The sequence below is a fragment of the Streptomyces sp. NPDC030995 genome (assembly GCF_055571215.1).
Window position 1 is genome coordinate 41180 of record NZ_JBVIFS010000014.1, and the last position, 26998, is coordinate 68177.

The 26998-nt window shown below is 71.8% G+C and carries 21 protein-coding genes; 12 read left to right on the top strand and 9 right to left on the bottom strand.

Annotated features, from left to right (window positions below; genetic code table 11):
- Nucleotides 1–183: 183 nt before the first annotated feature.
- Entirely contained in the window at nucleotides 184–738 is a 555-nt protein-coding gene (locus ACZ45T_RS21445; RefSeq protein WP_468443566.1) for a GNAT family N-acetyltransferase, read from the bottom strand.
- Between the two features lie 722 nt (nucleotides 739–1460).
- Nucleotides 1461–2333, bottom strand: a complete 873-nt coding sequence (locus tag ACZ45T_RS21450) for a nuclease (protein ID WP_468443568.1) — start codon at nucleotides 2331–2333, stop codon at nucleotides 1461–1463.
- Between the two features lie 332 nt (nucleotides 2334–2665).
- On the opposite strand from ACZ45T_RS21450, the gene ACZ45T_RS21455 reads away from it, so the two are divergent.
- Nucleotides 2666–3214, top strand: coding sequence for a hypothetical protein (locus ACZ45T_RS21455; RefSeq protein ID WP_468443570.1), 549 nt, complete (start codon nucleotides 2666–2668; stop codon nucleotides 3212–3214).
- On the opposite strand, the gene ACZ45T_RS21460 is transcribed toward ACZ45T_RS21455, so the two are convergent.
- Nucleotides 3207–4085 (bottom strand): Gfo/Idh/MocA family protein, encoded by an 879-nt coding sequence (locus ACZ45T_RS21460; RefSeq protein ID WP_468443572.1) that lies wholly within the window; start codon nucleotides 4083–4085, stop codon nucleotides 3207–3209. The two genes, ACZ45T_RS21455 and ACZ45T_RS21460, sit on opposite strands and share 8 nt — an antisense overlap.
- A 278-nt stretch (nucleotides 4086–4363) precedes the next feature.
- On the opposite strand from ACZ45T_RS21460, the gene glnII reads away from it, so the two are divergent.
- From glnII to ACZ45T_RS21475, 3 genes are all read left to right on the top strand, one after another.
- The gene (gene glnII, locus ACZ45T_RS21465; RefSeq protein ID WP_468443574.1) at nucleotides 4364–5383 is read left to right on the top strand and encodes a glutamine synthetase; all 1020 of its coding nucleotides are present in this window, start codon (nucleotides 4364–4366) and stop codon (nucleotides 5381–5383) included.
- Nucleotides 5384–5476: 93 nt separating this feature from the next.
- Nucleotides 5477–5806, top strand: coding sequence for a hypothetical protein (locus ACZ45T_RS21470; protein WP_468443576.1), 330 nt, complete (start codon nucleotides 5477–5479; stop codon nucleotides 5804–5806).
- Between the two features lie 347 nt (nucleotides 5807–6153).
- Nucleotides 6154–6741, top strand: coding sequence for a winged helix-turn-helix domain-containing protein (locus tag ACZ45T_RS21475; RefSeq protein ID WP_468443578.1), 588 nt, complete (start codon nucleotides 6154–6156; stop codon nucleotides 6739–6741).
- Between the two features lie 107 nt (nucleotides 6742–6848).
- Here the strand turns inward: ACZ45T_RS21475 and ACZ45T_RS21480 are convergent, their stop codons facing one another.
- Together ACZ45T_RS21480 and ACZ45T_RS21485 are read right to left on the bottom strand one after the other, a co-directional pair.
- Nucleotides 6849–8330: a PepSY-associated TM helix domain-containing protein gene (locus tag ACZ45T_RS21480; protein ID WP_468443580.1), complete on the bottom strand. Its 1482-nt coding sequence runs from the start codon at nucleotides 8328–8330 to the stop codon at nucleotides 6849–6851.
- Between the two features lie 61 nt (nucleotides 8331–8391).
- Complete coding sequence (locus ACZ45T_RS21485; RefSeq protein WP_468443582.1) at nucleotides 8392–9105, bottom strand: hypothetical protein; 714 nt, start codon at nucleotides 9103–9105, stop codon at nucleotides 8392–8394.
- A 65-nt stretch (nucleotides 9106–9170) separates the two neighbouring features.
- Here ACZ45T_RS21485 and ACZ45T_RS21490 point away from each other — a divergent pair, with 65 nt between their 5' ends.
- From ACZ45T_RS21490 to ACZ45T_RS21520, 7 genes are all read left to right on the top strand, one after another.
- Nucleotides 9171–9770 (top strand): rhomboid-like protein, encoded by a 600-nt coding sequence (locus ACZ45T_RS21490; protein WP_468443584.1) that lies wholly within the window; start codon nucleotides 9171–9173, stop codon nucleotides 9768–9770.
- Nucleotides 9771–9825: 55 nt separating this feature from the next.
- Nucleotides 9826–10620, top strand: a complete 795-nt coding sequence (locus ACZ45T_RS21495) for a tyrosine-protein phosphatase (RefSeq protein ID WP_468443586.1) — start codon at nucleotides 9826–9828, stop codon at nucleotides 10618–10620.
- A 73-nt stretch (nucleotides 10621–10693) separates the two neighbouring features.
- Nucleotides 10694–12634: a hypothetical protein gene (locus tag ACZ45T_RS21500; RefSeq protein WP_468443588.1), complete on the top strand. Its 1941-nt coding sequence runs from the start codon at nucleotides 10694–10696 to the stop codon at nucleotides 12632–12634.
- Nucleotides 12635–12715: 81 nt separating this feature from the next.
- The gene (locus tag ACZ45T_RS21505; RefSeq protein WP_468443590.1) at nucleotides 12716–13612 is read left to right on the top strand and encodes a metal-dependent hydrolase; all 897 of its coding nucleotides are present in this window, start codon (nucleotides 12716–12718) and stop codon (nucleotides 13610–13612) included.
- Nucleotides 13609–14655 carry a PDR/VanB family oxidoreductase gene (locus ACZ45T_RS21510; RefSeq protein ID WP_468443592.1) on the top strand — a complete coding sequence of 349 codons (1047 nt, stop codon included), beginning with the start codon at nucleotides 13609–13611 and terminating at the stop codon, nucleotides 14653–14655. Before ACZ45T_RS21505 ends, ACZ45T_RS21510 begins: the two co-directional genes overlap by 4 nt.
- A 22-nt stretch (nucleotides 14656–14677) precedes the next feature.
- Nucleotides 14678–15442, top strand: coding sequence for a TetR/AcrR family transcriptional regulator (locus tag ACZ45T_RS21515; RefSeq protein ID WP_468443594.1), 765 nt, complete (start codon nucleotides 14678–14680; stop codon nucleotides 15440–15442).
- Nucleotides 15443–15484: 42 nt separating this feature from the next.
- Nucleotides 15485–16021 carry a GNAT family N-acetyltransferase gene (locus ACZ45T_RS21520; RefSeq protein ID WP_468443596.1) on the top strand — a complete coding sequence of 179 codons (537 nt, stop codon included), beginning with the start codon at nucleotides 15485–15487 and terminating at the stop codon, nucleotides 16019–16021.
- Here ACZ45T_RS21520 and pulA read toward each other — a convergent pair.
- Both pulA and ACZ45T_RS21530 read right to left on the bottom strand, forming a co-directional pair.
- Entirely contained in the window at nucleotides 16008–21353 is a 5346-nt protein-coding gene (gene pulA / locus ACZ45T_RS21525) for a pullulanase-type alpha-1,6-glucosidase (protein WP_468443598.1), read from the bottom strand. The genes ACZ45T_RS21520 and pulA overlap by 14 nt on opposite strands.
- 145 nt (nucleotides 21354–21498) lie before the next feature.
- Entirely contained in the window at nucleotides 21499–23202 is a 1704-nt protein-coding gene (locus tag ACZ45T_RS21530) for a carbohydrate-binding module family 20 domain-containing protein (RefSeq protein ID WP_468443600.1), read from the bottom strand.
- 381 nt (nucleotides 23203–23583) lie between these two features.
- On the opposite strand from ACZ45T_RS21530, the gene ACZ45T_RS21535 reads away from it, so the two are divergent.
- Nucleotides 23584–24246, top strand: a complete 663-nt coding sequence (locus ACZ45T_RS21535; protein ID WP_468443602.1) for a hypothetical protein — start codon at nucleotides 23584–23586, stop codon at nucleotides 24244–24246.
- Nucleotides 24247–24356: 110 nt separating this feature from the next.
- On the opposite strand, the gene ACZ45T_RS21540 is transcribed toward ACZ45T_RS21535, so the two are convergent.
- Together ACZ45T_RS21540 and ACZ45T_RS21545 are read right to left on the bottom strand one after the other, a co-directional pair.
- Nucleotides 24357–25379, bottom strand: coding sequence for a LacI family DNA-binding transcriptional regulator (locus ACZ45T_RS21540; protein ID WP_468443604.1), 1023 nt, complete (start codon nucleotides 25377–25379; stop codon nucleotides 24357–24359).
- Nucleotides 25367–26956: a glycoside hydrolase family 13 protein gene (locus tag ACZ45T_RS21545; protein ID WP_468443606.1), complete on the bottom strand. Its 1590-nt coding sequence runs from the start codon at nucleotides 26954–26956 to the stop codon at nucleotides 25367–25369. The genes ACZ45T_RS21540 and ACZ45T_RS21545 overlap by 13 nt, the downstream gene beginning before the upstream one ends.
- Nucleotides 26957–26998 lie beyond the last annotated feature (42 nt).

Consider the following 26998-nt stretch of genomic DNA (forward strand, 5'->3'; position numbering starts at 1 on the left):
GCGTTCTTTTCAGGGACGGGGAGATCGGAGATGGGCGGGCGGGGTTCGGCGGGCAGATCCCCAGGAGCGGGCCCATCTCCATCAGATCCGGGGTCTGGGGCGGCCAAAGCTCCACCACACGGCGGCCAGACCGAGCTGGCGACCGGCCAGACGGGGTGCACGCGTCAAATCGCTACGCGCTCCTCATCTCTCAGCGTCTGCGACCCGTCTGGGGCTGGACATAAGCTGCCCAAGGCCATTCGGTACCCTGCTGTCATGCGGCTGCTTCCGCACAAAGGTGAGGCCCGGGCGGCCGTCGATTTCGATCTCGCCGGTGGGGACGAATCCTGCGCGGGCCAGTACGGTCCGCGAACCGGGGTTGTCGAGCGTCGTGACGGCTCGCAGCGTGGTCAGGCCGTACTCGGCGGCAGCCAAGGCGCAGGCCTCACGAACGGCAGCGGTGGCCAGCCCCCGCCCTGCGGCCTGTTCGGCGATCCTGTACCCGAGTTCGGCCGAACCGTCCTCCACATCGATGAGGTTGACCCTTCCCAGTACCTCACCACTGCTGCCCACCAGTACATGGAAGAAGCACAGCCCCGCCGCCTGCTCGGCCATCAGCGCCTGGTGCCGCGCGTCGAAATGAGCGAAGTAGTGATCGCCACGGTCGGGTACCGACGCAGCGAAGTAGGTCCGGTTCTCTTGCTCGAATTCAAGAAGCGCCGGGGCATGGTCGAAGCGGAGCAGCTGGAGCTGAGGCATACCCCGATGCTAAAGACTCCGTTCTCACTGTGACCCCCGTCCGGGCCCGGAGGGGCGATTCCTCACCTCAGCCGAGCTCTACCCCCATCAGAACGACCTCGTCACCACAATGCGAGGACAGACGGGTGCAATTGGGGCAACCGGACGGCCTTTTCGACCGGCCACCTTCCCTGACCCGAGCACAGCTCGCCATAGCCGCTGTCTGACGCCTGCAATTCCCCAGACAGCCGCCAGACGCCGTCTTCGAGGAGCACCCAAGGGCTGTGGCGGCTTATGTCCGGCCCCGGACGGCCGTCGGACGCTGAGACGTGCGAAGCGCGTAGCGATCTGACGCGCCCCCGACTCCCCGACCCCGGAATCGGCGGAGATGGGGCCGCCTCGGAAACTGGGCCGCCGGCACCCGCCCGTCCGTCCCCGCTCGGCCCGTGCTTGAAGGCTCGGACCGGCCCGTTCCTTTGGGGGTTTCCCGACAGTCTTCGTATGTCCGTGGCGGGACGGTCGGTCAAGGGTGGCCGAAGGCCATCGCGAAGCGACGCGACCGTAGGGAGCGCCCTTGAGGGACCGGCCCGCCACGGAGAGACGATGAGACTGACGGGAAACCCCCATACAGATCTCTGATTCCGCCTGAGGGGCTCCCGCCAACCCCGGAGCCACCCCGCACCGCGAGCGCCCCGAACAGGGATCAGCTCACCCGGTCCAGGGCCGCAGCATGGCCGTCTCCCTCAGCCCTCGTCGAAGAGCAGGTTCTCGGGAGGCTCGGTCATCTTGACCTTGGTCGTGTTGACATCGACGACCAGGTCGAGGCCGGTGGAGAAGTGGGTGGTGGAGATGATGGTGAACTTGTCGGCCTTCTGCGACAGGAACGCGCGGAACCCGGAGAGGTCCGGATCGCCGTCGTTGAGGACGATGTACTCGGCCAGCCGGCGGAAGAGCTTGGGCAGTACGACATCGGGGCTGATCACCGGCGGTGCGACGACCTCCGCCCCCGAGTTCGTCTTGTCCACCGACCACACTCCGAGGTTGCCCTGCCGGGCGGTCTTGACGACCGCGGTCAGCTCGGTGCGCAGCTCGGGGAAGAGGCTGCGGTAGTACGTCGGGAAGGCCATGCCGGTGGCGAGCATGTGGTGGTTGGCGGTCTGCTGGAGCATCGCCGTGGTGACCTGGACCTGTGTACCGCTGGCCGCCGGGCCCGCGCCGCGTCCGGCCAGGGCCACACAGCGGCCGAACTTGTCCGCGCCCCGGGTCAGGATGAACCCGGGCGTCTCGGGCGGGGTGGTGGGCGCCTTGATGGTCCCGTCCGGGTTGTGTTGCACGGGCTGGAAACCCAGGAACTTCAGCAGCTCGGCGGCGGCCTCGTCGGCGAACGGCGGCGGCTGGTGCAGCTCCGCACCACCGGTCGGGGGCCGGTAGTGGGTCTCCAGCGTGTCGATCGCCTCCAGGCGGAGGTTCGCACCGCCGGTGGCGTTGCGGTCCACCTGATTGGGGCCTGGCACCAAGTCCCACTCGGTGGGGTCGTTCGGGACGAAGCGGACTGTGTCTCCGTCCGGGCGCGTCCCGGCGATCCGGTAGACACCCTGGATGAGGAGCATGGGCATGGTGACGCCTTTCAGGTAGGGGGGATTCAGAGAGGCGAGCGACGGACGCCCGGCGTAGTGGTCGGCGACCCGTCCACCGCCGAATGCGACGGACTAACTACAAGCTGCATCGGAACCAGCCGGGGCGCATCCCGGCGTCCCGACCGGCCTACCTGATCGCCCGGGGGTTGGCGGGCAGTCACCACCCCGGAGCGGTGGCGCGAAAGGGGATGAAGGCCCCGCCCCAGCGGAAAGACCCCGCCCCCGGTGGAACCGCACCCCCTCCCCCGAACCCCCACCCCGTAGGGTGACCCCAGCACCAAAGAGGGACGTATCGCACCAAAGGACCCGTCGTGAACGAGCAACAGCAGCCGCAGGCGCAGCCGCAGGCGGCAAGCCCCGGCGGCCCGGCCTTCGCCCCGCCCCGCCGCGGGGTCGACTGGATGTTCGGTGGGGTGTACGGGACCGTGCTTGCCGCCGGGCTGCTGGCCGCGCTGGATCAGAAGGGTGGGGACTACACCCCTTACTACGACGCCAGCTGGGTGCTCGTGACCGCGGCCACCGCCGCGCTCGCGCACGGCTACTCGCACCACATGGCGACCCACCAGCAGGGTTCCGTAGGGCACCGGTGGGCGCAGCTGGCGCGGGCGCTGCGGGAAGAGTGGCCGATGATCGCGGCCACTCTTCCCACCGTCCTGCTGCTGCTCCTCGCGGGGCTCACCGGCTGGGACTCCCACGGGGTGACCGCCGTCGGGCTCGGCCTGAACACCGCGCTGTTGTTCGCCTGGGGGTCCGTTGTGGCGATCCGGGTCGGCTACCGGCTCCGCTCCGCGCTGCTCATCGGCCTGGCCGACGCCACGATCGGCCTTGCCATCATCGTGGCGAACGCCGTGATCAAGTAGTCGGGAGCTGCGCTTCCGCCTCCGCCAGGAGCTCCGTCAGCCGGGCCCCGAACTCCGCCCCGCGCGGATCCGGGACGCCCGTCCGGGCCGCGGTGAGCAGCGCGTCCAGGGCGCGCCCGTAGGCGCCGGGTACGTCGCTCCAGCCGGGCAGCTCGTACACGCCCTCGGTGCCGCGCAGTTCCAGCCCCACCCCGGCGGCCGCGCGCGGCGCGCCCAGGCTGAGCACGGCGGTGCTGGCGGCGCCGGAGGCGTGCCGCAGGGCCAGCTGGACCACGTCGGAGGGGCCCCGGGTGGCGCTGACCTCGGTGACCTCGCCGAGGATCGGGATCAGGACGGAGAGCGCGTGCGGGCCGACGTCCCACAGCCCGCCCTTGGCCCTGCGCCAGGGCGAGTCGGCGTACGCGCTGGGCGTGCCGTCGGGCGGGAAGACGGCGCCGAGCCAGTGCGCGGCCGCGGTGAACCAGCCCGTGCGCCCGGCCTGCTCCGTGACCCAGCCCGCGGTGGGCTCGGCGAAGCGCAGGGTGAGGAAGACGATGGAGGCGACGTCGTGGCGGGCCACCGCGTCGGCCACGGCGCGGGCGTCGGCCGCGGTCGTCGCGACGGGCTTGTCGAGCAGCAGGTGGCAGCCGGCGGCGGCCGCGCGCACGGCGAGCGGGGCCTGTACGTCGGGCGGCAGGGAGAAGGCCACGGCGTCACACTCGGCGAACAGCTCGTCGGGGTCTTCGTACACCTTCACGCCGTACGCGCCCGCCAGCTCGGCCGCGGCTTCGGGCCGGCGGCCCCACACGCCGGCGAACTCGGAACCGGCGTGCGCGGCGAGGGCGGGGGCGTGGGTGCGGTGCGCCCAGGGGCCGGTTCCCAGCAGCCCCACCCTGGGGCGGGGCTCTTCGGGGTGGCCGGGGCCGGGGTCTCCAACAGGGTTCAAATCAGACGAAATGCTCACACGGTCAGTCTGCCCCACCCGGACGGGCGTTCCGTCATCAACCCGCTGCCACTCCGCACAGCCCACCCGACCTGCGGCGTAAACCTCGGTAACACGGGGTTCACACACGGGCAACGGAAGAGAAATCGCGGGCGGGCACGCTGCGGTCATCACCGCAGCGATGAAGCAGCGACCAGCAGCACCCGCAGAGTCTGAGGATGGGGCCCGTGAGCTACAAGGCTGAGTACATCTGGATCGACGGCACCGAGCCGACGGCGAAGCTTCGCTCCAAGACGAGGATCCTCGGCGACGGCGACGCGCTGCCGATCTGGGGCTTCGACGGATCGAGCACCAACCAGGCCGAGGGTCACGCTTCCGACCGCGTGCTCAACCCGGTCTTCTCCTGCCCGGACCCGATCCGCGGGGGCGACAACCTCCTCGTCCTGTGCGAGGTCCTGAACATCGACATGACCCCGCACGAGTCGAACACCCGCGCGCTGCTGCGTCCGGTCGCCGAGAAGTTCGCCGCGCAGGAGCCGATCTTCGGCATCGAGCAGGAGTACACCTTCTTCGACGGCACGCGTCCGCTCGGCTTCCCGGTCAACGGCTTCCCGGCCGCGCAGGGCGGCTACTACTGCGGCGTCGGCTCGGACGAGATCTTCGGCCGTGAGATCGTCGAGAAGCACCTGGACCACTGCCTCGCGGCGGGCCTGAGCATCTCCGGCATCAACGCCGAGGTCATGCCCGGCCAGTGGGAGTTCCAGGTCGGCCCCGTCGGTCCGCTGGAGGTCTCCGACCAGCTGTGGATCGCGCGCTGGCTGCTCTACCGCACCGCCGAGGACTTCAACGTCTCCGCGACGCTGAACCCGAAGCCGGTGAAGGGCGACTGGAACGGCGCGGGCGCGCACACCAACTTCTCCACGAAGGCGATGCGCGAGGACTACCGCGCGATCATCTCCGCGTGCGAGGCGCTGGGCGAGGGCAGCAAGCCGATGGACCACGTGAAGAACTACGGCGCGGGCATCGACGAGCGTCTGACGGGTCTGCACGAGACGGCCCCGTGGAACGAGTTCAGCTACGGCGTCTCGGACCGCGGCGCGTCGGTCCGCATCCCGTGGCAGGTGGAGAAGGACGGCAAGGGCTACATCGAGGACCGCCGTCCGAACGCGAACGTGGACCCGTACGTGGTGACCCGCCTCATCACGGACACCTGCTGCGCCGGCCTGGAGAAGGACGGCCTGGTCTAGTACCCGCGCCGCACCCCTCGAAGCATCGACGACGCCCGCCGGTCCCCCGTGGACCGGCGGGCGTTGTCAGTGCCGTGTGGCACGGTGTGGTCCATGTTGGCGATCAAGATCCAGACGGAGCGCGGCGAGTCCTACGAGCGGCCCGCGCTCGGCACGTTGTCCGAACTCGTGGAGCGCATCGGCGCGGACGGGGACCGCTTCGTCATCGTCGAGCGGTTCGTCGAGGACCCGGACGTGTACATACAGGTGTGGCACGACGAGGGCGAGGACTACCAGCTGGAGCACCGGGACGGTTCCGCGGACCGGCACTTCCAGGCGTATCTGCCCGCTGCGGCCGAGGTGGTGGAGGTCATGGCGCGCTGGGCCCGTCAGGAGAAGGGCTGGGACGTCGGACCGGCCTGGGAAAAGCTGCACCTCGACTGAGGAGTTGCTTTTTGTCCCGGATTGGTCGGGCCATGGGGTCGGAATATGAGATTGCGATCCACGACGTGAGACAAGGTCTGCCTCGGAGACATGACATCTGCTTGAATGGGGCCATGGCCAGCCATTCGCACACCTCGTCAGGTCGCAGCGACCTCGAGCCGTTCTGGCCGTCCCGTCAGGCGCACGATTTCGACCGGGAGTGTTGCCGCGCGAAGAACGCGCCGGCCCTCTAAAGCCTCCGGGATCACCCTTCTGACCTTGCCCGAGGCCTTCGGTCTGCGCGGTACGACATCGATGACGTACGCACGTCTCCTGCCGACCACTCCGCGTGAAAGAGCTGACCACTCATGGCGAACACCCGCTCCCTCACCTCCGCCGCCTCCGCTGCGACCGCTTCCCTGACCCATCCGCCCAGTCCGCGCCACCGCCTGCGTTCCGTGGACCGAGACGAAGTGGCCCGAGTCGTGGACCTGCTCCCGCCCGGGGCCACCTGGCTGCCCGCACCCCAGCACACCCTCCCGGCGCTGCCGGGCCAGCCTCCGATGGTCGGCTACCTGGTCCTCGTACCGGCCGACCAGCAGCCGCCGATCGCCTTCGCCCCGCAGGCCGTGGCCGCACCGTTGCCCGCCCCGGGCGCCCCGGCCGCCACCGGCGACGCCCTCGTCCGCATCGACGCCGCGCAGCGCACGGCCGAGGTCGACGGCCGGACGCTCGACCTGACGTACCTGGAGTTCGAGCTGCTGGCCCATCTGGTGAAGCACCCGCACCGGGTGCACAGCCGGGACCAGCTGGTCACCACCGTCTGGGGCTACGGCCACGTCGGTGACGGCCGGACCGTGGACGTCCACATCGCCCGCCTGCGCCGCAAGCTGGGCGCGGCGCACCGCGGCGCGATCCGGACGGTCCGCCGGGTGGGCTACAAGTACGCCCCCTGACGGGCCGGTTGAGCGCAAGCGCGCGGTGGGCCCGTACTCGTGGAAGCGAGTACGGGCCCACCGGCTTGCGCGGAGAACTACGCGGGACTACGCGGAGCCATACGGGACTACGCGGCCCTGGCGGCGCGGCGGCCCGCGACGAAGCCCAGCAGCACGTCGACCGCGAGGAAGGCGACCAGGCTGATCCCGAGCAGCGGGATGAACCACCCGAAGACGGCGGTCACCGCGGCCAGCGGCAGCAGTACGGTCACCGGCAGCTTGCGCCAGGCACCGCGCGGCTGGGCGCGGCCGACGGACAGCTTGACGTCCTTCGTCGGCCGGCGCAGCCACCACATCCGGTAGCCCCAGAAGACCAGGAACATCACGGCGAGGGCGAGCGCGGCCAGCGCGAGCTGGTTGACGATCCCGAAGGTCTTGCCCATGTGCAGGTCGATGCCGAAGCGCGTCATCTTGGCGAGCAGCGGGTAGTCGGTGAAGCGCAGTTCGTCCATGACCCGGCCGTCCGCGGGGTCGACGGAGACCGCGTCCAGGTGCACCGGCACCTGCTTGTCCTGCTCCTTGATCACGTACCCCTTGCCCTTGGCGGGCAGGGTCACGCGGAGCTCCTCGGTGGCACCGGCCGCCCGGGCGGCGGCCACGGCCTTGTCGATGCCGACGTCGACGGCGGCCGGGGCCGCGGGCATCTCCTCGCCGGGGGCCATGGTGTGCCCGGCGTGCTCGTCGGCCCCGTCGGCGCCCGCACCGGGCTTCAGCTTGGCGGAGACGGCGGGGGTGGCCCCGCCGAGGCTGTCCTGGAGCTGCCCGATGTTCTCGCCGGCGTACTTCGACCAGGTCAGGCCGGTCGCGGAGAGTACGACGAGTCCGGCGACGGACCAGAGGCCGACGGCCCCGTGCCAGGACAGGGTCCGGCGGCGGCCGGTGGCCTTGCGGTCCGGGAGGACGAGCTGAGACGTGCGCTTGCGGCGGCGGCCGATCCACAGGGCGAGTCCGCCGAGCGCCACCACCCACATCCAGCTCGCGGCGAGCTCGCTGTAGTTCCGGCCGAACTCCCCGAGCTGGAGGCTGGCGTGGAACTCGCTCAGCCAGGCCCGCAGCGGCAGCGCGTCGCCGGAGGTGGTGAGCTGCCCGCGCACGTCGGCCGTATACGGGTCGACGAACACGGTGAGGGTCTCGCCCTCCGGGAGCCCCGCACTCTCCATGATCACCCGGGTGGTGGCCTCCTCGTCGGGAGCCGGCCACACCGACACGACCTTGCCCTCGGGCGCGGCGCCCTTGGCGGCCTCGACCTGGGCGCTGAGCGGCAGGACGCTCTCGCCGACGTGGGCGACGGTCAGTTCGTCGGCGTAGATGATCTTCTCGGCCTGCCAGGAGGCGGCGTAGAGCAGCCCGGTGGCGGCGGCGAGGAACAGCAGCGGAGCGATCAGCAGACCCGCGTAGAAGTGCATGCGCAGGAGCAGCGGCCGCACGGCGGCCCAGCTGCCGCCGCGGCCCTTCGCACTGTCGGCCGGGGTGGCGGGGGCGGCTGGGTCGGCTGCGGCGGTCGGGTCGGCGTCCGGGGTGCGGACGTCCTGAACCTCGTCAAGGGACATGTTGGTCCTAGGTGTTGGCGAAGACATGGGGAAACCGGCCCCAGGTCTCGCCGTTCGCCACTCAGGCGCAGGCAGGACGGCCGGGGGCCGTGACGCGGAACGCTCCGTACGCCGGCGGCCCCCGCCGGACCACGGCATGCGCGTGCACGGCCCCGCGCAGGCGGCGCGGCCGTTCGTACGGGGCCCAGAAGGCGGGCGGGGCCGGCCGGGCGGCCGCCCGTGCCCGTACGAGGGCGAGCGCACGGGACAGCGGCCGGGCGGCGTGCAGCGCGGCGGCTCCCAGTACGCGGGCCAGCCGGAAGACGGCGGCCTCGCCCCGCGCCAGCCATGCGGCGCAGAGCAGCCCGGCGAGCACGTGTGCGGCGATCATCCCGAGACCGCCGTGACCGGCCATGCCGGCCATGTCTGCCATGTCTGCCATGCCGGAGGTTGCGACACCCATCTCCGCACCCATGTCCGCGCCCATGTCCATGCCCATGTCCATGCCTGGCATGTGGTGGTGCGCGGGCGCGCGCCCGGCCGGCCGGCTCTCCGAGAAGACGAGGTGCAGCACCCCTTGTACGGCGAGCAGTGTCGCGGTGATCCCCACCGGCCCCCGGCGCCTGCGGGCGGCGAGCCAGGCGAACCCGCCGGTCGCCCCGAAAGCACCCAGCAGCCCTGCAAGGGGAATATCCGTACCGGACATGTACGAATGCCCCACCGCACCCAAAGCGACGCACATCGCCGCGAATACCGCGGCCCGCGTGACGCGCATCGGCGCGGAATGTTCGAACATGGCCGGGACATGTTCGCACGGGGCCCGGTGATGCCCGCCAGGGGGCCGTATCCGATCATGGACGGGTGAATCCAATTCCACTGGGAGCGGTGTACGCCGGCGGGGTCCAGCTCGGGGCGTACGCCCTGGAGCGGATGGGAGCGGCCGAGCGGGAGCAACTGCTCCGCGCATGCTCGACGAATGTCGACAATCTCGCCGCCGGGCGCTGGGAGACGCTGCTGAGCAGCGCCTTCGTCGTCGAGGAGCCGATGCCCCTGCCCTACGCGCTGCTGCTGGTCGCGGTCCTCGGATACGCCGAGTACGCGTACGGCGCCTGGTGGACGGCCGCGGTGTTCCTGTTCGGGCACACCACGGCGACCCTCCTCGTGTTCGGCGCCCTGCGCAGGACCGCCGATCCGCAGACCCGACGCGCCCTGGACGTGGGCACGAGCTACGGATTCAACGCCGTGCTCGGCGCGCTGACCTCGGCCCTTCCGCGCGGGGCGGTCCGTACGGCCGCCCGGGCGGGGGTGTTGCTGCTCGCGGCGGCGCCGGTGGTCAAGCGGGGGCGGACCTTCACGGACGCCGGACATCTGGCTGCGCTCGGCGTCGGCATCGGGGTCTCGCTGGCCATCGATTGTCTTTCCGGTGCGAAACATCAGAAAATTGCAGGAATCGCCGCATAATGCGACGCGACTGTCGCACGACCCGAGTACCGCGCACACCGCTGGAGCCGCCACGATGACCGCCACCCCCTCCACCACCGTCGCCAATCTCCGCGACCTCGGAGGCACCCCGCTCCCCGGCGGCCGCACCGTCCGTCCCGGCGTGGTCCTGCGCTCCGGCCAGCTCGACCGGCTCGACCTCGACGCCGACCCGGCGGTGGCCGCACTGGGCGTGCGTACCGTCATCGACTTCCGCACCGGCGCCGAGCGCGCCGACCACCCCGACCGGATACCCGCCGGCGCCCGGATGCTGGTCGCCGACGTCCTCGCGGACAAGCTGAGCGCCGGCAAGGTGCCCGCCGCGGTGCAGCTGAAGGACCTGCTGTCCGATCCGGCGATGGCCGAGAAGCACCTGGGCGGCGGCCGGGCGCAGGCGCTGTTCGCCGACACCTACCGGTCGTTCGTGAACTCCGGCTCCGCGCAGGCCGCGTACCGGATGCTGCTCACCGAGGCCGCCGACTCCGGGTCGGGCCCGCTGCTGTTCCACTGCACGGCCGGGAAGGACCGCACCGGCTGGGGCGCGACGGTCATCCTGTCGCTGCTCGGCGCGGACGACGAGACGCTGATGGCCGAGTACCTCTCCGTCAACCCGGCGGTCAAGCAGGCCTTCGCCCCGATGATCGAGGGCTTCACGGTGGCCGGCGGCGACCCGGACATCGCGCTCGCGCTGATCGGCGTCTTCCCCTCCTACCTGGAGGCCGCGCTGGACGAGGTCGAGACGCGCTACGGCTCCATGGAGAAGTACGTGCGCGAGGGGCTCGTCGTCTCCGACGAGACGGTCGAGGCGCTGCGCGCCCGTCTGGTGGCCTGAGCGCCCCGAGATTGACCTGAACGAGCGATAGGGAGGCGGGTGACCATCCGACCATTCGCTCGTTCTGCTGAACGTGACTGCGCCGGATACCGCCACCCGCTCCCTGCCTCCCGTTTCTCCCGTGCCGCCGGACGTCGAGCAGGCCGAGGCCGCCATCGTCGAGCACTACCCGCGGCTGGTGCGGCTCGCCTATCTGGTGCTGCCGCCCGCCCTCGGCCGCAAGAGGCGGGTGCTCACCGCCCACTCGCTGGTCCAGCGGGCACTGCCGCGCGGCCGGCGGGACGCGGCGGCGGCCGTGGCGGCCGTGCAGGGCGGGGTTCCGGGGCAGCGGGCCGGCGCGGACGACTCCGGGTACGCGTACGTCCGGCTGCGCGTGCTGCGCGCCGCCCTGGAAGCGGGGATTCCGCTGACCTTCCGGGCGTTGCCCCGGCGCGCGCAGCTCCCGCCGGTGCTCCCCCAGGTCTGGGGGCTGCGGCTGTTCCCCCGCTCGGGCGGGGCCGAGGAGCTCGCCCTCGACCAGTGGCTGGCCACCCTCGACGGGGCCGGCCGGGCCGCCTGCGTGCTGCGGGCCCTGGAGCGGCTGCCCGAGCCGGAGGTGCTGCGGGTACTCGACGAGGCCGGGATCCCGGACCCGGCCGCCGCGGTGGCCGGCTCCGGGGATCCGGCGAACGACGCCCTGTTCGCCTCCCCCGAGTTCGACCCGTGCGTGCTCCAGGCCCGGCCCACCGACCTGCTGCGCCGGCGCCGTCTCACGCGCGCCGCCCTGGCCGCGGCCGCCGCGCTCGCCGTGTGCGGGGCGCTGCTCGCGCTGCCCGGCGGGGGCTGGGGTTCGGACGGCGCCGCCGCCCCGCTGTACTCCCGCAACGCCGCGGCCGAGCAGGCCCTGGACCCCGGGAAGCTGGTCCGCGCCGCGCCCACGCTGTGGCGTACGTCCTCCCGTACGGGTTTCTCCACTTGGCCCGCCCGCGGTGACCGCGCCGACGACGCCGCGCTGCTGCGCCGGGCGCTGTCCGTCTGGGCCCGGCCCGGCGCGTCCGTGGTGGTCTCGGCCACCCCGGGGACCCCAGCCGGGCCGCCGATGGGACCGGCGCAGCTGCTGTTCGCGGGCGCCGTCGACCAGGCCGTCGTGGTCCTGCTGCACGACGGCCTGCGCGTGGTCCGCTACGCCGAACCGCGCACCGGGACCACCGGCGCCGCCCTCGACTTCGCCCGGACCGACGGCGCCTCGGCGGACACCGCCACCGCGCTGGTCCTCAGCCGGGTCGACGGCAACGTCCGCTACCTCACCGCGCCCTGGGTCACGGGTGTGGCCCTGCGGGACCTGCTCAAGCCCGGCGACCCGGCGACGACGCTGAAGCCGGCCCCGGACGGGGTGACCCCGCCGGTGCCGGGCCCGGCACCGGCGGGCAACTGCACGAGCTGGAACGCCCTGTCCCTGAGCGGCGACGGGACCACCCGGCTGATCACCGACCTCGGTGAGCTGACCCCGGCCCGGCTGACCTCGGGCGCGCCGGGCGCCGAGCGCGACGTCGCGGAGGCCGCGGAGCTCGGTGACTGGTCGCGGATCGCGTGCCTGCTGCCCTCGGTCCGCTCGCACGGGGTCCGTACGGTCAACGCCTGGACCTACGCGAGGCAGCCGCTGCCGGAGGGCGACGGGACGGCGACCTGGCTCTGTACGCGCGCCGAGACCTGGCAGGGCGCGGCGGACCGGGTGCAGGCGCAGTTCCTGGCCCCGGGCACCCCGGTGGCGGCGCAGGCGGCCACCGCGGAGGGGTCCCCGGCGTGCGGGCCCCGGGAGCCGCGGGTGCTGGCGGGCGTGCTGTGGAAGTCGCGGGCGGGCCAGTGGTACGTACTGGCTGCGGGCAGTGCGCAGTTCGCCTCGCTGTCGGTGTCGGGCGGCGGGGTGAGCGGTTCGGCGAACGGCAACCGGCTGGCGGTCAAGGCGCCGGCCGGTGCGCAGGTCGATCTGTCGGGCAAGCTCACGGACGGGTCGAAGGCGGGGGTCCTGCGCTAATCGGCGTGCGGCCAGGCCGTATGCGCAAATGGTGGGTGCAGAGGGGTTTTCCTCGCCCCTACCCCTCAGTACATTGACGCCATGTCTAATAGGCCGCTCGCGCCCGCCCCCGTGGCGTCGGAACACATAGACCTGAAGCCCCGGAACGTGTCCTTCGGCTGGGAGGACACCCCGCTCCACTGGCTGCCCGGCGATCCCTTCGCCGGGCACATGATCAATGTGCTGCACCTGCTGCTCCCGGCGGGTGAGCGGTGGTTCGTACACGTCTACAAGCAGGTGCTCCCGTACATCGAGGACGAGCAACTGCGCGCGGACGTCGTCGGCTTCATCGGACAGGAGGCCATGCACGCCGCCGCCCACGACGACGTGCTGCCGCATCTGAAGCGGCTGGGGCTGGACCCGACCCCGTACACCGCGCAGGTGGACTGGCTCTTCGAGAAGCTGCTCGGCGACCGGACCCTGCCGCCCGGCAGGGCGCGGCACTGGTGGCTGATGGAGCGGGTCGCGATGATCGCGGCGATCGAGCACTACACGGCGTTCCTCGGCGACTGGGTGCTGAACGCCGAGGCCCTGGACCGGCGGGGCGCCGACCCCAGCATGCTGGACCTGCTGCGCTGGCACGGGGCCGAGGAGGTCGAGCACCGCTCGGTGGCCTTCGACCTCTTCATGCACGTCGACGGCAGCTACCGGCGCCGGGCCCGGACCTGGGCGACCGCCTTCTCGGCGCTGGTCTTCCTGTGGCAGCGCGGGGTCCGCTTCTTCATGGCGAACGATCCGCACCTGGTGGACGGCAAGGCCTCCTTCGGGCAGTTCTTCCTGGCCGGGCAGCAGGGCGTGCTCCCCTCCACGGGCGCGATGCTGAAGTCCATCCCGAAGTACCTCTCCCGTACGTACCACCCCTCGCAGGAGGGCTCGACGGCCCAGGCGGTGGCCTACCTCGCCTCCTCCCCCGGCGCGAACGGCGGTGTCCGGCCATGAGGCGCGCCCTCGCGGTCACGGCGGTGGCGGGTGCGGCCTGGGTGGCCCGGCGCGCCCTGAGCCGCCGCATCGGGAAGTCCCCGCTCTGGCCCCTGCCGGCCCTGGAGACGCCCGTCTCGGGCCACTCCCCGCGCCGCCGGCTGCGCGCGCTGATCGTCTCCCGTACGGAGCCGGCCGAGGGCGTGCTGCAACTGGCCCTGGAATCACCGGACCTCCCGGCGTGGGCCCCGGGCGCGCACGTGGACGTCACCCTGCCCTCGGGGCTGGTCCGCCAGTACTCCCTGTGCGGGGACCCCGCGGACGGCGGCAGGTACACGATCGCGATCCGGCTGATCGAGGACGGCCGCGGCGGCTCCCGCGAGGCGCACGCCCAGCTGGTCGAGGGCGCCGAGCTGGAACTACGGCCGCCGCGCAACCGTTTCGAGCTGGTAGAGGCGTCCTCGTACGTCTTCGTCGCGGGCGGCATCGGCATCACCCCGATCCTGCCGATGCTCCGGGCGGCCACGGCGGCGGGCGCCGACTGGACCCTCCTGTACGGGGGCCGCTCGCGCGCCTCGATGCCCTTCCTGGCCGAACTGGCGGCCTACGGGGAGCGGGTCACGGTCCTGCCCGAGGACGAGACGGGCCTGCCCGACCTGACCCGGCTGTCCGGGGCGGCGCCCGGCACGCCGGTCTACTGCTGCGGCCCGGACCCCCTGATGCGGGCCGTCACGGCCGCGGCCCCCGACCCGGCCCTGGTCCATCTGGAACGCTTCACCCCGGCGGCCCCGCCCGGCCCGGCGGAGCCCTTCACGGTCGAACTCCACCGCTCGGGGCGGACCGTCGAGGTCGGCGCGCAGGAGACCACCCTGGCCGCGGTGCGCAGGGAGCTGCCGGACACCCCGTACTCCTGCGGGCAGGGCTTTTGCGGAACCTGCCAACACCGCGTCCTGGCGGGCGAGGTGGACCACCGCGACGAGCTGCTCACGGACGGCGAGCGCGCGGACTCGATGCTGCTGTGCGTCTCCCGCGCGAAGGGGAACCGCCTCGTCCTGGACCTGTGAGCGCCCCAGTAGGGTGTCCCGCATGACAACCGGAGTGCGGCGCAGGATGGGTGTCGAGGAGCGGCGGCAGCAGCTGATCGGGGTTGCCCTGGAGCTGTTCAGCCACCGGTCGCCCGACGATGTGTCGATAGACGAGATCGCGGCGGCCGCGGGGATATCCAGGCCGCTCGTCTACCACTACTTCCCCGGCAAGCTGAGCCTGTACGAGGCCGCGCTGCGGCGGGCGGCCGACGAGCTGGCGGCGCGGTTCGTGGAGCCCCAGGACGGGCCGCTCGGGGCGCGGTTGCTGCGTGTGATGGGGCGGTTCTTCGCCTTCGTCGACGAGCACGGGCCGGGCTTCTCGGCGCTGATGCGGGGCGGTCCGGCGGTCGGCAGCAGCCGGGCCAACGCGATGATCGACGAGGTCCGGCAGGCGGCGTACGAGCAGATCCTCGCGCACCTGGGCATCGGGCTCGCGGATCCGCCGGCGCGCCTGGAACTCGTGGTGCGGTCCTGGGTGTCGCTCGCCGAGTCCACCGCGCTGATCTGGCTGGACGGGCGCAGGATCCCGCGGGGCGAGCTGGAGCTGCAGCTGGTGCACGATTTCGCTGCGCTGGCCGCCGTGAGCGCGGCGTACGACGCGGAGATGGCGGGGATCCTCGTACGGATCCTGGCCCACGAGCCCGCCGACGGGCCTTTCGGGGAGCTGGTCGGGCGGCTCGTCGCGCTCGTTCCCGGCGGGGCGTCCGGCGAAGTGCCCGGTGAGGTGTCCGGCGGGGTGTCCGGCGGGGTGCCCTCCCCGCGGTGAACCCCCGTGCCGCCGCTGCCCATGATCATCGATAATGCCCGCGTGATCATTGACGACGGGATCTTGTTCCGGCCGGCCGAGGAGAAGGACGCGGGCACTCTGGTGCGCCTGTACGACCAGGCCGCCCGCTGGATGCAGAAGCACGGGATCGAGCAGTGGAAGCCCGGCGACAAGGACGCCGACCACTTCCGCGCGCGGATGGCCGACGGCGAGGTGTGGTTCGGCGGGGACTGCGACGGGCGGGTGGTCGGGGCGTACGAACTGTGGTGGTCCGACGAGGACGCCTGGGGCGTCCAGCCGCCGGTGGCCGGGTACGTGCACCGGCTGATGGTGGAGCGGGAGGCCGCGCCCGCCGGCGCCGGGCGGCGCCTGCTCGAACACGCCGAGCGGCGGATCGCCAGGACCGGGCGGGAGCGGGCGCGGCTGGACTGCGTCTCCACCAACCCCCGGCTGCTCGCGTACTACCGGGGTGCGGGCTACCGGGTGGTTGGGGAGCTCCCCAACAAGGTGGGGAAGGACGGCAGGGTCTACGGGGTGATCCTGCTGGAGAAGCGGCTGGACCGGCTCAGCGTCGTGTAAAGACCGAGACCGTGCGGGCCGGGACGGTGAACTCTCCTGTCTGCGCGTCGTAGGTGGACTGCCTGACCGTGGCGTCGGAGCCCGCCGCCTGGATCGGGTGCAGGGTGTAGGCGGTGCCCGCGAGGGCGGCCACGCGCTGGGGCTGGGCGGTGGGGGTGGCGTTGAAGACCACCACCAGGTCGCCCAGGGTCATGGTGATCACGCCCGGGGTCTCGTCCTTGCCGGACAGGGGGAAGGCCAGCCGGGACTGGACGGCCTCTGCCGTGGTGAGGGCGAACTCGGGCTCGGTGGTGCGGATCTTGAGCAGGTCGCGGTGGGCTCCCGCGGTGGCGGTGATGTCCGCGCAGGTGGGGGCCGGTCCCGTCAGGAGGGGCTTCGCGTAGGGCCACTTCGGGGTGTTGTCGGCGGCCGGCGGCAGGCCGCGGCCGAAGCCGTTGCCGTCCTTGCAGTCCCAGTGGACGGCGTTGAACCAGTCTCCGCTGTCGTAGGAGTTGCGGTCCAGGGACTTGGAGCGGAGCAGGTCGGTGCCCGCCTGCGAGAGGGCCGGTCCCTGGGAGAGGGTGGCCGTCGCCATGGCCAGGACCTGCATGCGGGCCTTGTCCGCGTTGCTGGTGGCCGGCGGGAGTTTGTAGGTCAGGGCGTCGGCGAGCGTCTCGTTGTCATGGGCGTCCGCGTAGGCGAGGGCGTCGCCGGGGGCGGCCGCGTAGCCGGCCGGGGCGCCGTTGTAGTCCAGCTCGGAGCCCTTGATGCGGCGGCCGGTGGTGTCGGTGAAGGCGTACGAGGCGAGGTTGCCGGACAGGCCGACCTTGATCAGGTCCTGGGAGCGCAGGAGGCGGGCCTTCTGCTGCTCCGGCGTCCCGTTGGCGGGCGAGGAGTTCGGAGCGGTGAACAGGCCGGAGGCGAAGCCCTGCACGCGCGGGTCCTCGTCGAAGGGGCCGCCGCCGCGGACGGCGTCGCGCGCCCGGTCGGAGAAGGTGGCGATGCCGGTTCCGGCCATGTTCTTCTGCGTGGCCTGCACGAAGCGGGCGTCGTCGGCGATCTCGCCGAAGTTCCATCCCTCCCCGTAGAGGACGATCTTCTTGCCGTCGACCCCGTCCTTGGCCGGGGTCAGCTCGTCGAGGGCCTTGCGGACCGCCAGGATGTTGGCCTTCGGGTGGTGGCCCATCAGGTCGAAGCGGAAGCCGTCGACCTTGTACTCCTTGGCCCAGGTGACGACCGAGTCCACGACCAGGCGGCCCATCATGGCGTTCTCGGGGGCGGTGTTGGAGCAGCAGGTGGAGGTGGCCACGCTGCCGTCGGCCAGCAGGCGCTGGTAGTAGCCGGGGACGATGCGGTCGAGGACGGACTTGTCCGACTGTCCGGCGGCGACGGTGTGGTTGTAGACCACGTCCATCACCGTGCGCAGCCCGGACCCGTTGAGGGACTGGACCATCTTGCGGAATTCGACCGTACGGGCCGTGCCGTTCGGGTCGCTCGCGTAACTGCCCTCGGGGACGGTGTAGTGCAGCGGGTCGTAGCCCCAGTTGTACGCGTCCTTCGCGGCCGCGGCGGCCACGCAGGCCTGCTGCTCCTGCGAGTCCGGCGCGTACACCTTGAGGTCGCAGGCGGGCTCGGTGCGGTCGGCCGCCTTCTCGGGGATGGTGCCGATGTCGAAGGCGGGCAGGAGGTGGACGTAGGAGGTGCCGGCGGCGGCCAGGTCGCGCAGGTGCCGCATGCCCGCCGAGCCGGTGTCGGTGAAGGCCAGGTACTGGCCGGGGTGGGTGCTGGTGCGGTCCGCGACCGAGAAGTCGCGGATGTGCAGCTCCTGGATCTGCGCGGACGTGAAGGGCACGGGCGCGGGCTTGCGCAGCGTCTTCCAGCCGGGCGGGGCCAGCTTGGGGTCGGCCAGGTCCACGACCAGGCTATGGGTGGAATCCGTGGTCAGGGCGGTGGAGTAGGGGTCGGTGACCAGGTTGCGGACCACCTGGCGGGTGCTCGGGGCCCAGACGGTGACGGCGAAGCGGTACGGCTTCCCGGTCCAGGAGCGCTCGCCGCGGACCGACCAGACGCCGGTGCTGTCGTCGCGGCGCATCGGGACGGTGCGGCCGTCGAGTTCGAGGGAGACCTGCTGGGCGGTCGGGGCCCAGACGGAGAGGGTGGGACGGCCGTCCTTGAAGACCGGGCCGAGGGCGGCGGTCGTCGCGTACAGGTCGTCCAGGACCCCGGCGAGCTGGACGCCGGTGGCGGCGAGCACGGCGCCGTTCGCGGCGCGGGCGCTCGCGACGAGCTGGCCGCGCAGGGCTTCGCGGACCCGGTCCCGGTCGCGGGGGTCGACGGTGAAGGCGGTGTACCCGGCCAGGTGCGGGAACTTCTGCTTCTGGGCGGCGGTGAGCTCGGACCCGGTGAGGCGGAGCCACTGGGCGCCGCCCTCGTGCAGGGTGCCGCTCTCGGCCTTGACGGCGCCTTCGCGGGAGGCGAGGAGCTGTACGGAGGCGGCGGCCGCGGGGGCGTTCCAGGCGACGGTGTCGCGGTCGATCCAGACCGCCTGGGACTTGGTGAGGTCCAGGGCGGCGGAGGAGCCGGCGGGCTGCGGGAGGAGGTACTTCTCCTTGCCGCCCAGCATCCACACCTCGTGGCCGGTGGCCTTGAGGTCCAGGGACTGGTCGGAGGGCAGGTCCTTCTCGTCGCCCTTGTGGAGGATGTAGCTCAGGCTGGTGGCGCCCGCGGCGAGCGGGACCTCGTAGACCGCGCCGTAGGAGTCGGTGCGGGCGGGGAGCAGGGGCTTGGACCAGTCGGTGGGGGCCGCGGCTCCCGTCCAGACGTGCAGGCCCCAGCCGTCGTAGGCGCCGTCGGGGCGCTGGTAGTGCATGACGGCCTTCGCCGTGTCCTGCGGCGGGTAGGCGGGGCGGTCGGTGCGGGCGGGCTCCTTGCCCTGCTCCAGCCAGATCTCGCCGGTCTTGGTCACGTCGATGGTGCGGTCGGCGGCGACGTCCTTGTTGCCGTCCTTGTCGATGACGAGGTAACCGACGGAGGAGGCGCCGGGCTTCAGGCGGACGTACGCGAAGGCGCCGTAGGCGTCGCGGCCGGTGAAGTCGTGGCCGGCGGGCCAGGGGGTCTGCTCGCCCTCGGCGATGTCGCCCCAGGCGTAGAGGCGCCAGTTGGTGTAGTCCCCGTCGGGGCGGTTGTAGTGGACGACGGCGTAGTCGCGCTGGGTGGCGGTGGGGACCTCGACGGGCGGGGCCTGGCCGGCGACGGACTCGGCGAGGGCGCTGGCGGTGCGGCCCGTGGAGTCGACGGCGACGGCCTTGTAGCGCAGGGCGGTGCCGGCGGGCGCCTCGATGTGCTGGGTGACCTTGTAGGGGGCGTGGTCGGCCGAACCGAGCACCTGCCACTTGCCGTTGCCGCTCTGGGCGGCGAAGACGACCCGGTTCAGGCCGCCGCCGCTGACGTCGGCGGAGAGCTCGACGGTTCCGGTGGCGCCCGGGGCCGGGGCCTTCAGGGTCAGGGCGGGCTTGGCCGCGGGAGCCGCGAGCGGGGCTGCGCCCTGGAGGACCACCGAGCCGAAGGCGGGGACGACGACGGTGAGTTTGCCGGCGGCGGAGGCGCGGAGCAGTGCGGTGCCGCCGTACAGGGTGCGGTACTGGGCTCCGGCCGGGGCGTCGATCTCCACGGTCCTGGACTCGGCTCCGTTGTTGGCGGCGACGAGGTACTCGGTGCGGCTGCGGGCGTCGGTGCGCGCGAAGGCGTAGACGGATCCGTCGGCGAGGCGCTCGCTCTGGACGCCGTCGCGCAGGGCCGGGTGGTCCTTGGTCAGCTTCGAGAGAGCACTGATCTGCTTGTAGAGCGGGTGACCCGGATCGTAAGCATCGCTCGCGTGCGTGCGCGCCGTTCCGAGCTGGTCGTCGTCCAGGTAGTCGCCGACCTGGGAGGCGAAGAGGGTCTGGCGGGCGTCCTTGTCACCGCCCGCGCCCGTGAAGCCCTGCTCGTCGCCGGAGTAGACCACCGGGTTGCCCCGGGAGAAGAACATCAGCTCGTTCGCGAGCCGGTAGCGGTCGAGCAGCTCCTGCTCCCCCGCCCCCGGCCGGTCCTGCTTCAGGAACGTCCCGAAGCGGCCCATGTCGTGGTTGCCGAGGAAGGTCACCTGCTCGTAGGCGTTCGCCTTGCCGCTGGTGTACCGGTAGTCGTCCGCGAGGACGGAGCCCAGCCGGCCGGCTCCCGCGCCCTGGGAGGCGTACGCGCGTATCGCGTCCTGGAGCGGGAAGTCGAGGGTGGCGTCGAGCCGTCCGCGCGTCACGTACGGGGAGGTGACGGCCGTGTCGGCGGAGTAGACCTCGCCGAACATGAAGAAGTCGTCGCGGCCGCGCTTGGCGGCGTACGTGTCGAGGGCGGTCGCCCACTGCGTCCAGAACTCGGTGTTGACGTGCTTGACGGTGTCGATGCGGAAGCCGTCGAGACGGAAGTCCTCGACCCACTTCTCGTAGATCTTCTCCATCCCGCTGACGACCTCGGGGCGCTCGGTCCACAGGTCGTCGAGGCCGAAGAAGTCGCCCTGCTCGGAGGACTCGCCGGCGAAGGTGGAGTCGCCGCGGTTGTGGTACATCATCGGGTCGTTGAGCCAGGCGGGCGACTTGAGGTTCTTCTTCGCGTCCGCCACGAAGGGCGTCCTCGGGAAGGACTCGCCGTCGGCCTTCGGGAACTTCCCCTTCCCGCCCGCGTAGTCGTGGTCGTCGAAGGGCACGCCGTCCTTCGTCAGATAGGGGAACGCCCCCTTCGACAGGTAGGAGTAGGACGCCTCCCGGTAGTCCACCACGTCGGCGGTGTGGTTGGTGATGACGTCGAAGAAGACCTTCATCCCCTTCCCGTGCGCCTTCTCGATCAGCCGCTCCAAGTCCGCGTTGGTGCCGAAGTGCGGGTCGACCTGGGTGAAGTCGGTGATCCAGTAGCCGTGGTAGCCGGCGGAGACGTCGGTCCCCTTGCCCTGCACCGGCTGGTTCTTGAAGATCGGCGCCATCCAGATGGCCGTGGTGCCGAGGCCCTTGATGTAGTCGAGCCGGTCGGTGAGCCCCTTGAGGTCGCCGCCCTGGTAGAAGCCCTTGTCCGTCGGGTCCAGGCCGGTCTCCAGCCGGGAGCCGGTCAGGCCGCCCCGGTCGTTGCCCGGGTCGCCGTTCGCGAACCGGTCCGGGAGCACGAAGTAGAACTGCTCCCGGGTCAGGTCATGGCGTGCGGGCTCGGCGGCCAGCTTCGCGTCCGAGGGCGGGGCGGGAGGCCTCGCGGCGGCAGCCGCGGCGGGGAGGGCGGGCAGGAGCGTCACGGCCAGGGCGGCGGCGAGGACTCCTGCGGCAGGGCGTATCAAGGCGGGTCTCTCCTTGTGTACGTGCTCGTGCACGTGCCGCGTACGTGTCGTGCGCGCGTCACGTGTCGCATGGATAAGGGCCGCCCGGCGGTGGCGGGGAAGGTGGTGCCGGGCGGCCCTGGTCTGTGGGGCGGGGGCTCGCAGGTCAGCTGCGCCAGGTGTCGGTCAGTGTGACCTTGCCGCTCGCGGGGACGGTGGCCGTGCGGTTGGCGCCGCTCTCCCAGGTGACGTTCCCGGAGACGTCCTTGCGGACGTACTTGTACGCGAAGGACGTGCCGGCCGGGAGCGTGACGTCGAGCTTCCAGACGGGGTAGGCGGCCGGGTCGAGCTTGAGGGCGCCGGCGGTGTTCCAGGCGCCGAGCTCGGCGCGGTCGCCGACGACGTAGATGTTCTGGCCGAGGGCGGTGGTGGCGTTGACGGCGAAGGAGGCGCCGGAGGAGGCGGCCGGTGTGCCCGAGCAGGTCCGTGCGTTCACGTGCAGGGCGACGGCCGTCCCGGCGGCGAGGGTGGTGGTGAACCGGCCGCCGGAGTCCACGGTCACGGCGCGCCCGCTCTGGACGTCGCAGTAGTCGCCGGCCGCGAGGGAGGTCTGGAAGGTACGGGTCAGGGCGCTCGCCTCGTGGTTGATGGCGACGTACGCCTTCGAGCCACGCCCGAAGGCGATCTGGTCGCCGCCGTTGTCCCACCAGTCGGTGACGGACTGCCCGCGGGCCGCGTTGCGGAAGCCGACCATGGAGGAGATCTCCCGCCAGGCGTGCTGGCACTTCCAGCCGTCGGCGTAACAGGCGCTCACCGCGCCGCCGCTGGGCGGGCCGGCGTCCTTGTCGGTCCACTCGTAGCCGGAGTGCACGTCCGGGGAGCCGTAGGGCCAGGCCAGCATGAAGACGTTGGCGAGGGTGTAGTCGGAGCCGTTCTTGTAGGTGAGGGTGTCGCCGCCGCGCTCGGTGTCGTGGTTGTCGACGAAGACGGCGGACTGACCGCTGGGCATGTGGCCCCAGGCCTCGCCGAAGTTCTTGAGGTAGGCGAGGTTCTCGTTCTGGAAGACCCGCTTGAGGTCGCGGGCGTAGCGGAACTCCTGCACGTCGCCGTTGCCGAGGTACTCGCTCGGCGATACGGCCTCGCCGGCCCCGTATATCGCCTCCTGCTTCCAGTAGACGCCGGGGTTCGTCAGCCGGGACTTGATGTTGGCGAGATCGGCGGCGGGCATGTGCTTGGCGGCGTCGATCCGGAAGCCGTCGACGCCGAGGGAGAGCAGGTCGTTCAGGTACCCGGCGATCCGGCCGCGTACGTACTCCTCGCCGGTGTCGAGGTCGGCGAGCTGGACGAGCTCGCAGTTCTGGACGTTCGCCTTGTCCTGGTAGTTCGAGATGGTCGCCCGGCAATCGTCCATGTCGGAACCGGAGTACACACCCGGGTAGTTGTACTTCGTGTACGAACTCCCGCCCGTCCCGGTGCCGTCTCCTGCCGCCATGTGGTTGATGACGGAGTCGGCGACCACCTTCACGCCGGCGGCGTGGCAGGTGTCGACCATGCTCTTGAACGCGGTCCGGTCACCCAGCCGCCCGGCGATCTTGTAGCTGACGGGCTGGTACGAGGTCCACCACTGCTCGCCCTGGATGTGCTCCTGGGGAGGCGAGACCTGGACGTACCCGTAGCCGGCGGGCCCGAGGCTGTCGGTACAGGCCTTGGCGACGGAGTCGAACTTCCACTCGAAGAGGACGGCGGTGACGTCCTTCTCGCCGGGAGGCGCCGCCTGCGCCTGCGGCGCGACGGAGGTGAGGGTCGCAGCCGCGAGGGCGGTGGCTGCCAGCAGGGCTCTGCCGGTTCTTGCGGTGCCGGTGCGGGACATGTGGGGCCTCCTGGCGGAGAGGTGGGGATTGCTGGCGACCGTATGGGCCTGCCAACAGCCCTGCAATACCTTGCGCAAGAAATTGCAGAATTGTTTCTTGCGCGTGTCCTACGGGGGTTCGGGCGGGGGGCTTCGGGGGGCGGCCGGGGGCGGGGGGCGGGGCCTCATCAAGCTGTGCGGCGGGGTCGGGGGGTGAAAGCCCCCGCGCGCGTAAGGCCGTACCGCCCCGTGGCGATCGAGTGACACCGGCTTCGCACCCGTGATCAAGCCGTACCGCGCCGCGTTCCTGTGTGTGCAGGCATCCGCGTGAGCCGAGCTCCCCCGTCCTTCGCGCCCGGAGCCGCATCACGGCAGACCTACACACCACAGGAGAAACCCACCATGGCCATCCACACGTTGAGGCGGCGCTTCGCCGCCCTCGGCACCGTCCTGGGGCTGGGCGTCGCCCTGCCGTTCGCCGTAGGGGTCACCCCCGCCTACGCACAGGCTCAGCTGGACATCACGAAGACCCACTCGGGGGACTTCCCCCGGGGCGGGCAGGGGATCTTCACCATCACGGTGACCAACCCCGGCGACCAGGAGACCCACCCTGACGGGACGCGGATGACGGACACTTTCCCCGCAGGGCTTACAGGCGTATCGATCGCGATCACCCAGAACACCACCGGCGGCGGGGTGGGGTGCTTCCTCAACGATGCACGCACCAGGGTTGAGTGCACAACCGACGGCTCCATCGCCGCTGGAGGCGGCTACACGATCGAAGTGATCATGAGCGTGGCCACGGACGCTCCTTGCACGGTCACCAACACCGCCAACGTGATCGATATCCAAGGCGGCCTCAGCGACTCGGCAAGTGACACCGTCAACATCCCCGGCCCCAACTGCAACGGCGGGAACGGTGGGAACGGGGGCGGAACGTCCATTCTCCCCATCAGCCTCAGCGGCCTGATCCCGGTCTACAACAACATCAACACGAACAACAACATCAACAGCCCCGGCGCCAGCAACACCAACAGCCAGAACTTCCGGGTCAACGCGCCCTGAGAGACCGCCCGCCCCTGCCTCCACCGCCGGTCGGGGGCAGGGGCCGGGGTGGCGCCGGAGCCCCGTGACAGGGCCCCGGCGCCGGGCGGGGTCTCGGGGGAGCCCCGAGTTCAGAGGGAGCGGGTCGGTGGGGCCGAGGTCGAGCCGCGGACCACCAGCTCCGGCTGGAAGACGTACTCCGTGCGCTGGACCGGCGTGCCGGACACCGCCTCCAGCAGGGCGCCGACCGCCGCCGTCGCCATTGCGCGGACCGGCTGGCGGACCGTCGTCAGCGGCGGGTCCGTGAACGCGATCAGCGGCGAGTCGTCGAAGCCGACCACCGACACGTCCTCCGGCACCCGAAGGCCGCGCTCGCGCGCCGCGCGGATGACGCCCAGCGCCATCGGGTCGCTGCCGCACACGATGCCCGTGCAGCCGCGCTCCAGCAGGGCGATGCCCGCCGCGTGGCCGCCTTCGACGGTGAACAGCGTGCGCTGGATCAGGCCTTCCGCGTCGGCCGACGGCAGAGCCGCCAGGAAGCCCTGTTCCTTGCGCGCCGACGGCACGTACCGCGTCGGCCCGATCGCCAGGCCGATCCTGCGGTGGCCCAGGTCCTCCAGGTGCCGCACGGCCATGTCCGCCGCCGCCCGGTCGTCCGGGGAGACGAAGGGTGCGCTGATCTGCTCGTTGAAGCCGTTGATCAGCACGAAGGGGACCCCGCGCGCCGCCAGTCGCTGGTAGCGCGCGGGGTCGGCCGCCGAGTCCGCGTGCAGGCCCGACAGGAAGACGATCCCCGTGACCCCGCGCTCCTCCAGCTGCTCCACCAGCTCGTCCTCGGTGGCCCCGCCGGGGGTCTGCGTGCACAGCACCGGGGTGTACCCGTGCCCGGCCAGCGCCTGCTCGATGACCTGCGCGAACGCCGGGAAGATGGGGTTCGTCAGCTCCGGGATCAGCAGCCCCACCAGGCCGTTGCTGCGCCGTTTGAGCCGTACGGGCCGCTCGTAGCCGAGCAGGTCGAGCGCGGCCAGCACCTTGTGCCGGGTGCCGGCCGCGACGCCCGGTTTGCCGTTGACCACGCGGCTGACGGTCGCCTCGCTGACCTGGGCCTGCGCAGCGATGTCCGTCAGCCGCAGCGGGGAAGTCACCCCTGCCACCACACCGTGCTGTCCGCCGGAAGGAGGCCGGGCTCCGCGAGGTCCGTGCTCGCCAGCAGTACCGTGCCCGGCGCGGGCATCCGTACGGCCTTGTCCGTGGTGTTCGCCGTGCAGACGAAGTCACCGCGGCGGAAGGCCAGTACGCCCTCCGGCGCGGGCAGCCACTCCACGGCGTCGCCCGCACCCAGTGCCGGGTGCGCGCGCCGCACCCGCAGGGCCGCGCGGTACAGCTCCAGCGTGGACGCCGGGTCTCCGGTCTGCGCCTCCACGCTCAGCCCGGCCCACTCGGCGGGCTGCGGCAGCCAGCTGCCGCCGGCCCCGAAGCCGTACGGGGCCTGGTCGCCGGACCACGGGATCGGCACGCGGCAGCCGTCGCGCAGCCCGTCCTGGCCGTTCGCCTTGAAGAAGGAGGGGTCCTGGCGCACCTCGTCCGGGAGGTCCGTCACCTCCGGCAGGCCGAGCTCCTCGCCCTGGTAGACGTACGCCGATCCGGGCAGGGCCAGCATCAGCAGTCCGGCCGCCCGCGCCCGCTCCAGGCTGCCGAAGCGGGTGCGGTGGCGGACGACGTCGTGGTTGGACAGCACCCACGTGGTCGGCGCCCCGACCGGCCGCATCGAGTCGAGCGACTCGTCGATGGTGGAGCGCAGCGCCTCGGCGTCCCAGCCGGTGTTCAGGTAGTGGAAGTTGAAGGCCTGGTGCAGCTCGTCGGGGCGCAGGTACAGCGCGGTGCGCTCCGCGCTCGGCGTCCAGGCCTCGGCGACGCCGATGCGGTCGCCCGCGTACTCGTCGAGGACCAGGCGCCAGGAGCGGTAGATCTCGTGGACCCCGTCCTGGTCGAAGAAGGGCAGCACCTGGTTGCCGAGCAGCTTGAGCTGCTCGTCGCGGCCGAGGTCGGGCAGGCCGGGGGCCTTGACCAGGCCGTGGGCGACGTCGATGCGGAAGCCGTCGGCGCCGAGGTCCAGCCAGAACCGCAGGATGGAGCGGAACTCGTCCTGGACGGCGGGGTGTTCCCAGTTGAAGTCGGGCTGCTCGGGGGCGAAGAGGTGCAGGTACCACTCGCCGTCCGCGACCCGGGTCCAGGCCGGTCCGCCGAAGATGGACTCCCAGTCGTTGGGCGGGAGTTCCCCGTTCTCGCCCTGGCCCGGGCGGAAGTGGAAGCGCTCGCGCAGCGGGGTGCCCGGGCCTTCGCGCAGTGCCTGCTTGAACCATTCGTGCTGGTCGGAGCAGTGGTTGGGGACCAGGTCGACGATGATGCGCAGGCCCAGCTCGTGGGCCTCGCGGATCACGGCGTCGGCGTCGTGCAGGCTGCCGAACATGGGGTCGATGGCCCGGTAGTCGGCGACGTCGTAGCCGGCGTCGGCCTGCGGGGAGGCGTAGAAGGGGCTGAGCCAGACGGCGTCGACGCCCAGTTCCTTGAGGTAGGGCAGGCGGCTGCGGACGCCTTCGAGGTCCCCCATGCCGTCCCCGTTGGAGTCGGCGAAGCTGCGCGGATAGACCTGGTAGATCACCGCGTCTCTCCACCAGCCGGGCTGGGTGCCGGTGGAGGTGGGAAGTGCGTCGGCGAGGTGCTGGGTCATGTCGTCCTTGAAGAGATCGGGCCGGTACGAAAGGAGCGGGCG

Bases quoted from the DNA above. Each gene is read 5' to 3' on its own strand.
- ACZ45T_RS21445 (WP_468443566.1), bottom strand. From the start codon at position 738: ATGCCTCAGCTCCAGCTGCTCCGCTTCGACCATGCCCCGGCGCTTCTT.
- ACZ45T_RS21450 (WP_468443568.1), bottom strand. From the start codon at position 2,333: ATGCCCATGCTCCTCATCCAGGGTGTCTACCGGATCGCCGGGACGCGC.
- ACZ45T_RS21470 (WP_468443576.1), top strand. From the start codon at position 5,477: ATGTTGGCGATCAAGATCCAGACGGAGCGCGGCGAGTCCTACGAGCGG.
- ACZ45T_RS21475 (WP_468443578.1), top strand. From the start codon at position 6,154: ATGGCGAACACCCGCTCCCTCACCTCCGCCGCCTCCGCTGCGACCGCT.
- ACZ45T_RS21480 (WP_468443580.1), bottom strand. From the start codon at position 8,330: ATGTCCCTTGACGAGGTTCAGGACGTCCGCACCCCGGACGCCGACCCG.
- ACZ45T_RS21485 (WP_468443582.1), bottom strand. From the start codon at position 9,105: ATGTTCGAACATTCCGCGCCGATGCGCGTCACGCGGGCCGCGGTATTC.
- ACZ45T_RS21495 (WP_468443586.1), top strand. From the start codon at position 9,826: ATGACCGCCACCCCCTCCACCACCGTCGCCAATCTCCGCGACCTCGGA.
- ACZ45T_RS21505 (WP_468443590.1), top strand. From the start codon at position 12,716: ATGTCTAATAGGCCGCTCGCGCCCGCCCCCGTGGCGTCGGAACACATA.
- ACZ45T_RS21510 (WP_468443592.1), top strand. From the start codon at position 13,609: ATGAGGCGCGCCCTCGCGGTCACGGCGGTGGCGGGTGCGGCCTGGGTG.
- ACZ45T_RS21515 (WP_468443594.1), top strand. From the start codon at position 14,678: ATGACAACCGGAGTGCGGCGCAGGATGGGTGTCGAGGAGCGGCGGCAG.
- ACZ45T_RS21530 (WP_468443600.1), bottom strand. From the start codon at position 23,202: ATGTCCCGCACCGGCACCGCAAGAACCGGCAGAGCCCTGCTGGCAGCC.
- ACZ45T_RS21535 (WP_468443602.1), top strand. From the start codon at position 23,584: ATGGCCATCCACACGTTGAGGCGGCGCTTCGCCGCCCTCGGCACCGTC.
- ACZ45T_RS21545 (WP_468443606.1), bottom strand. From the start codon at position 26,956: ATGACCCAGCACCTCGCCGACGCACTTCCCACCTCCACCGGCACCCAG.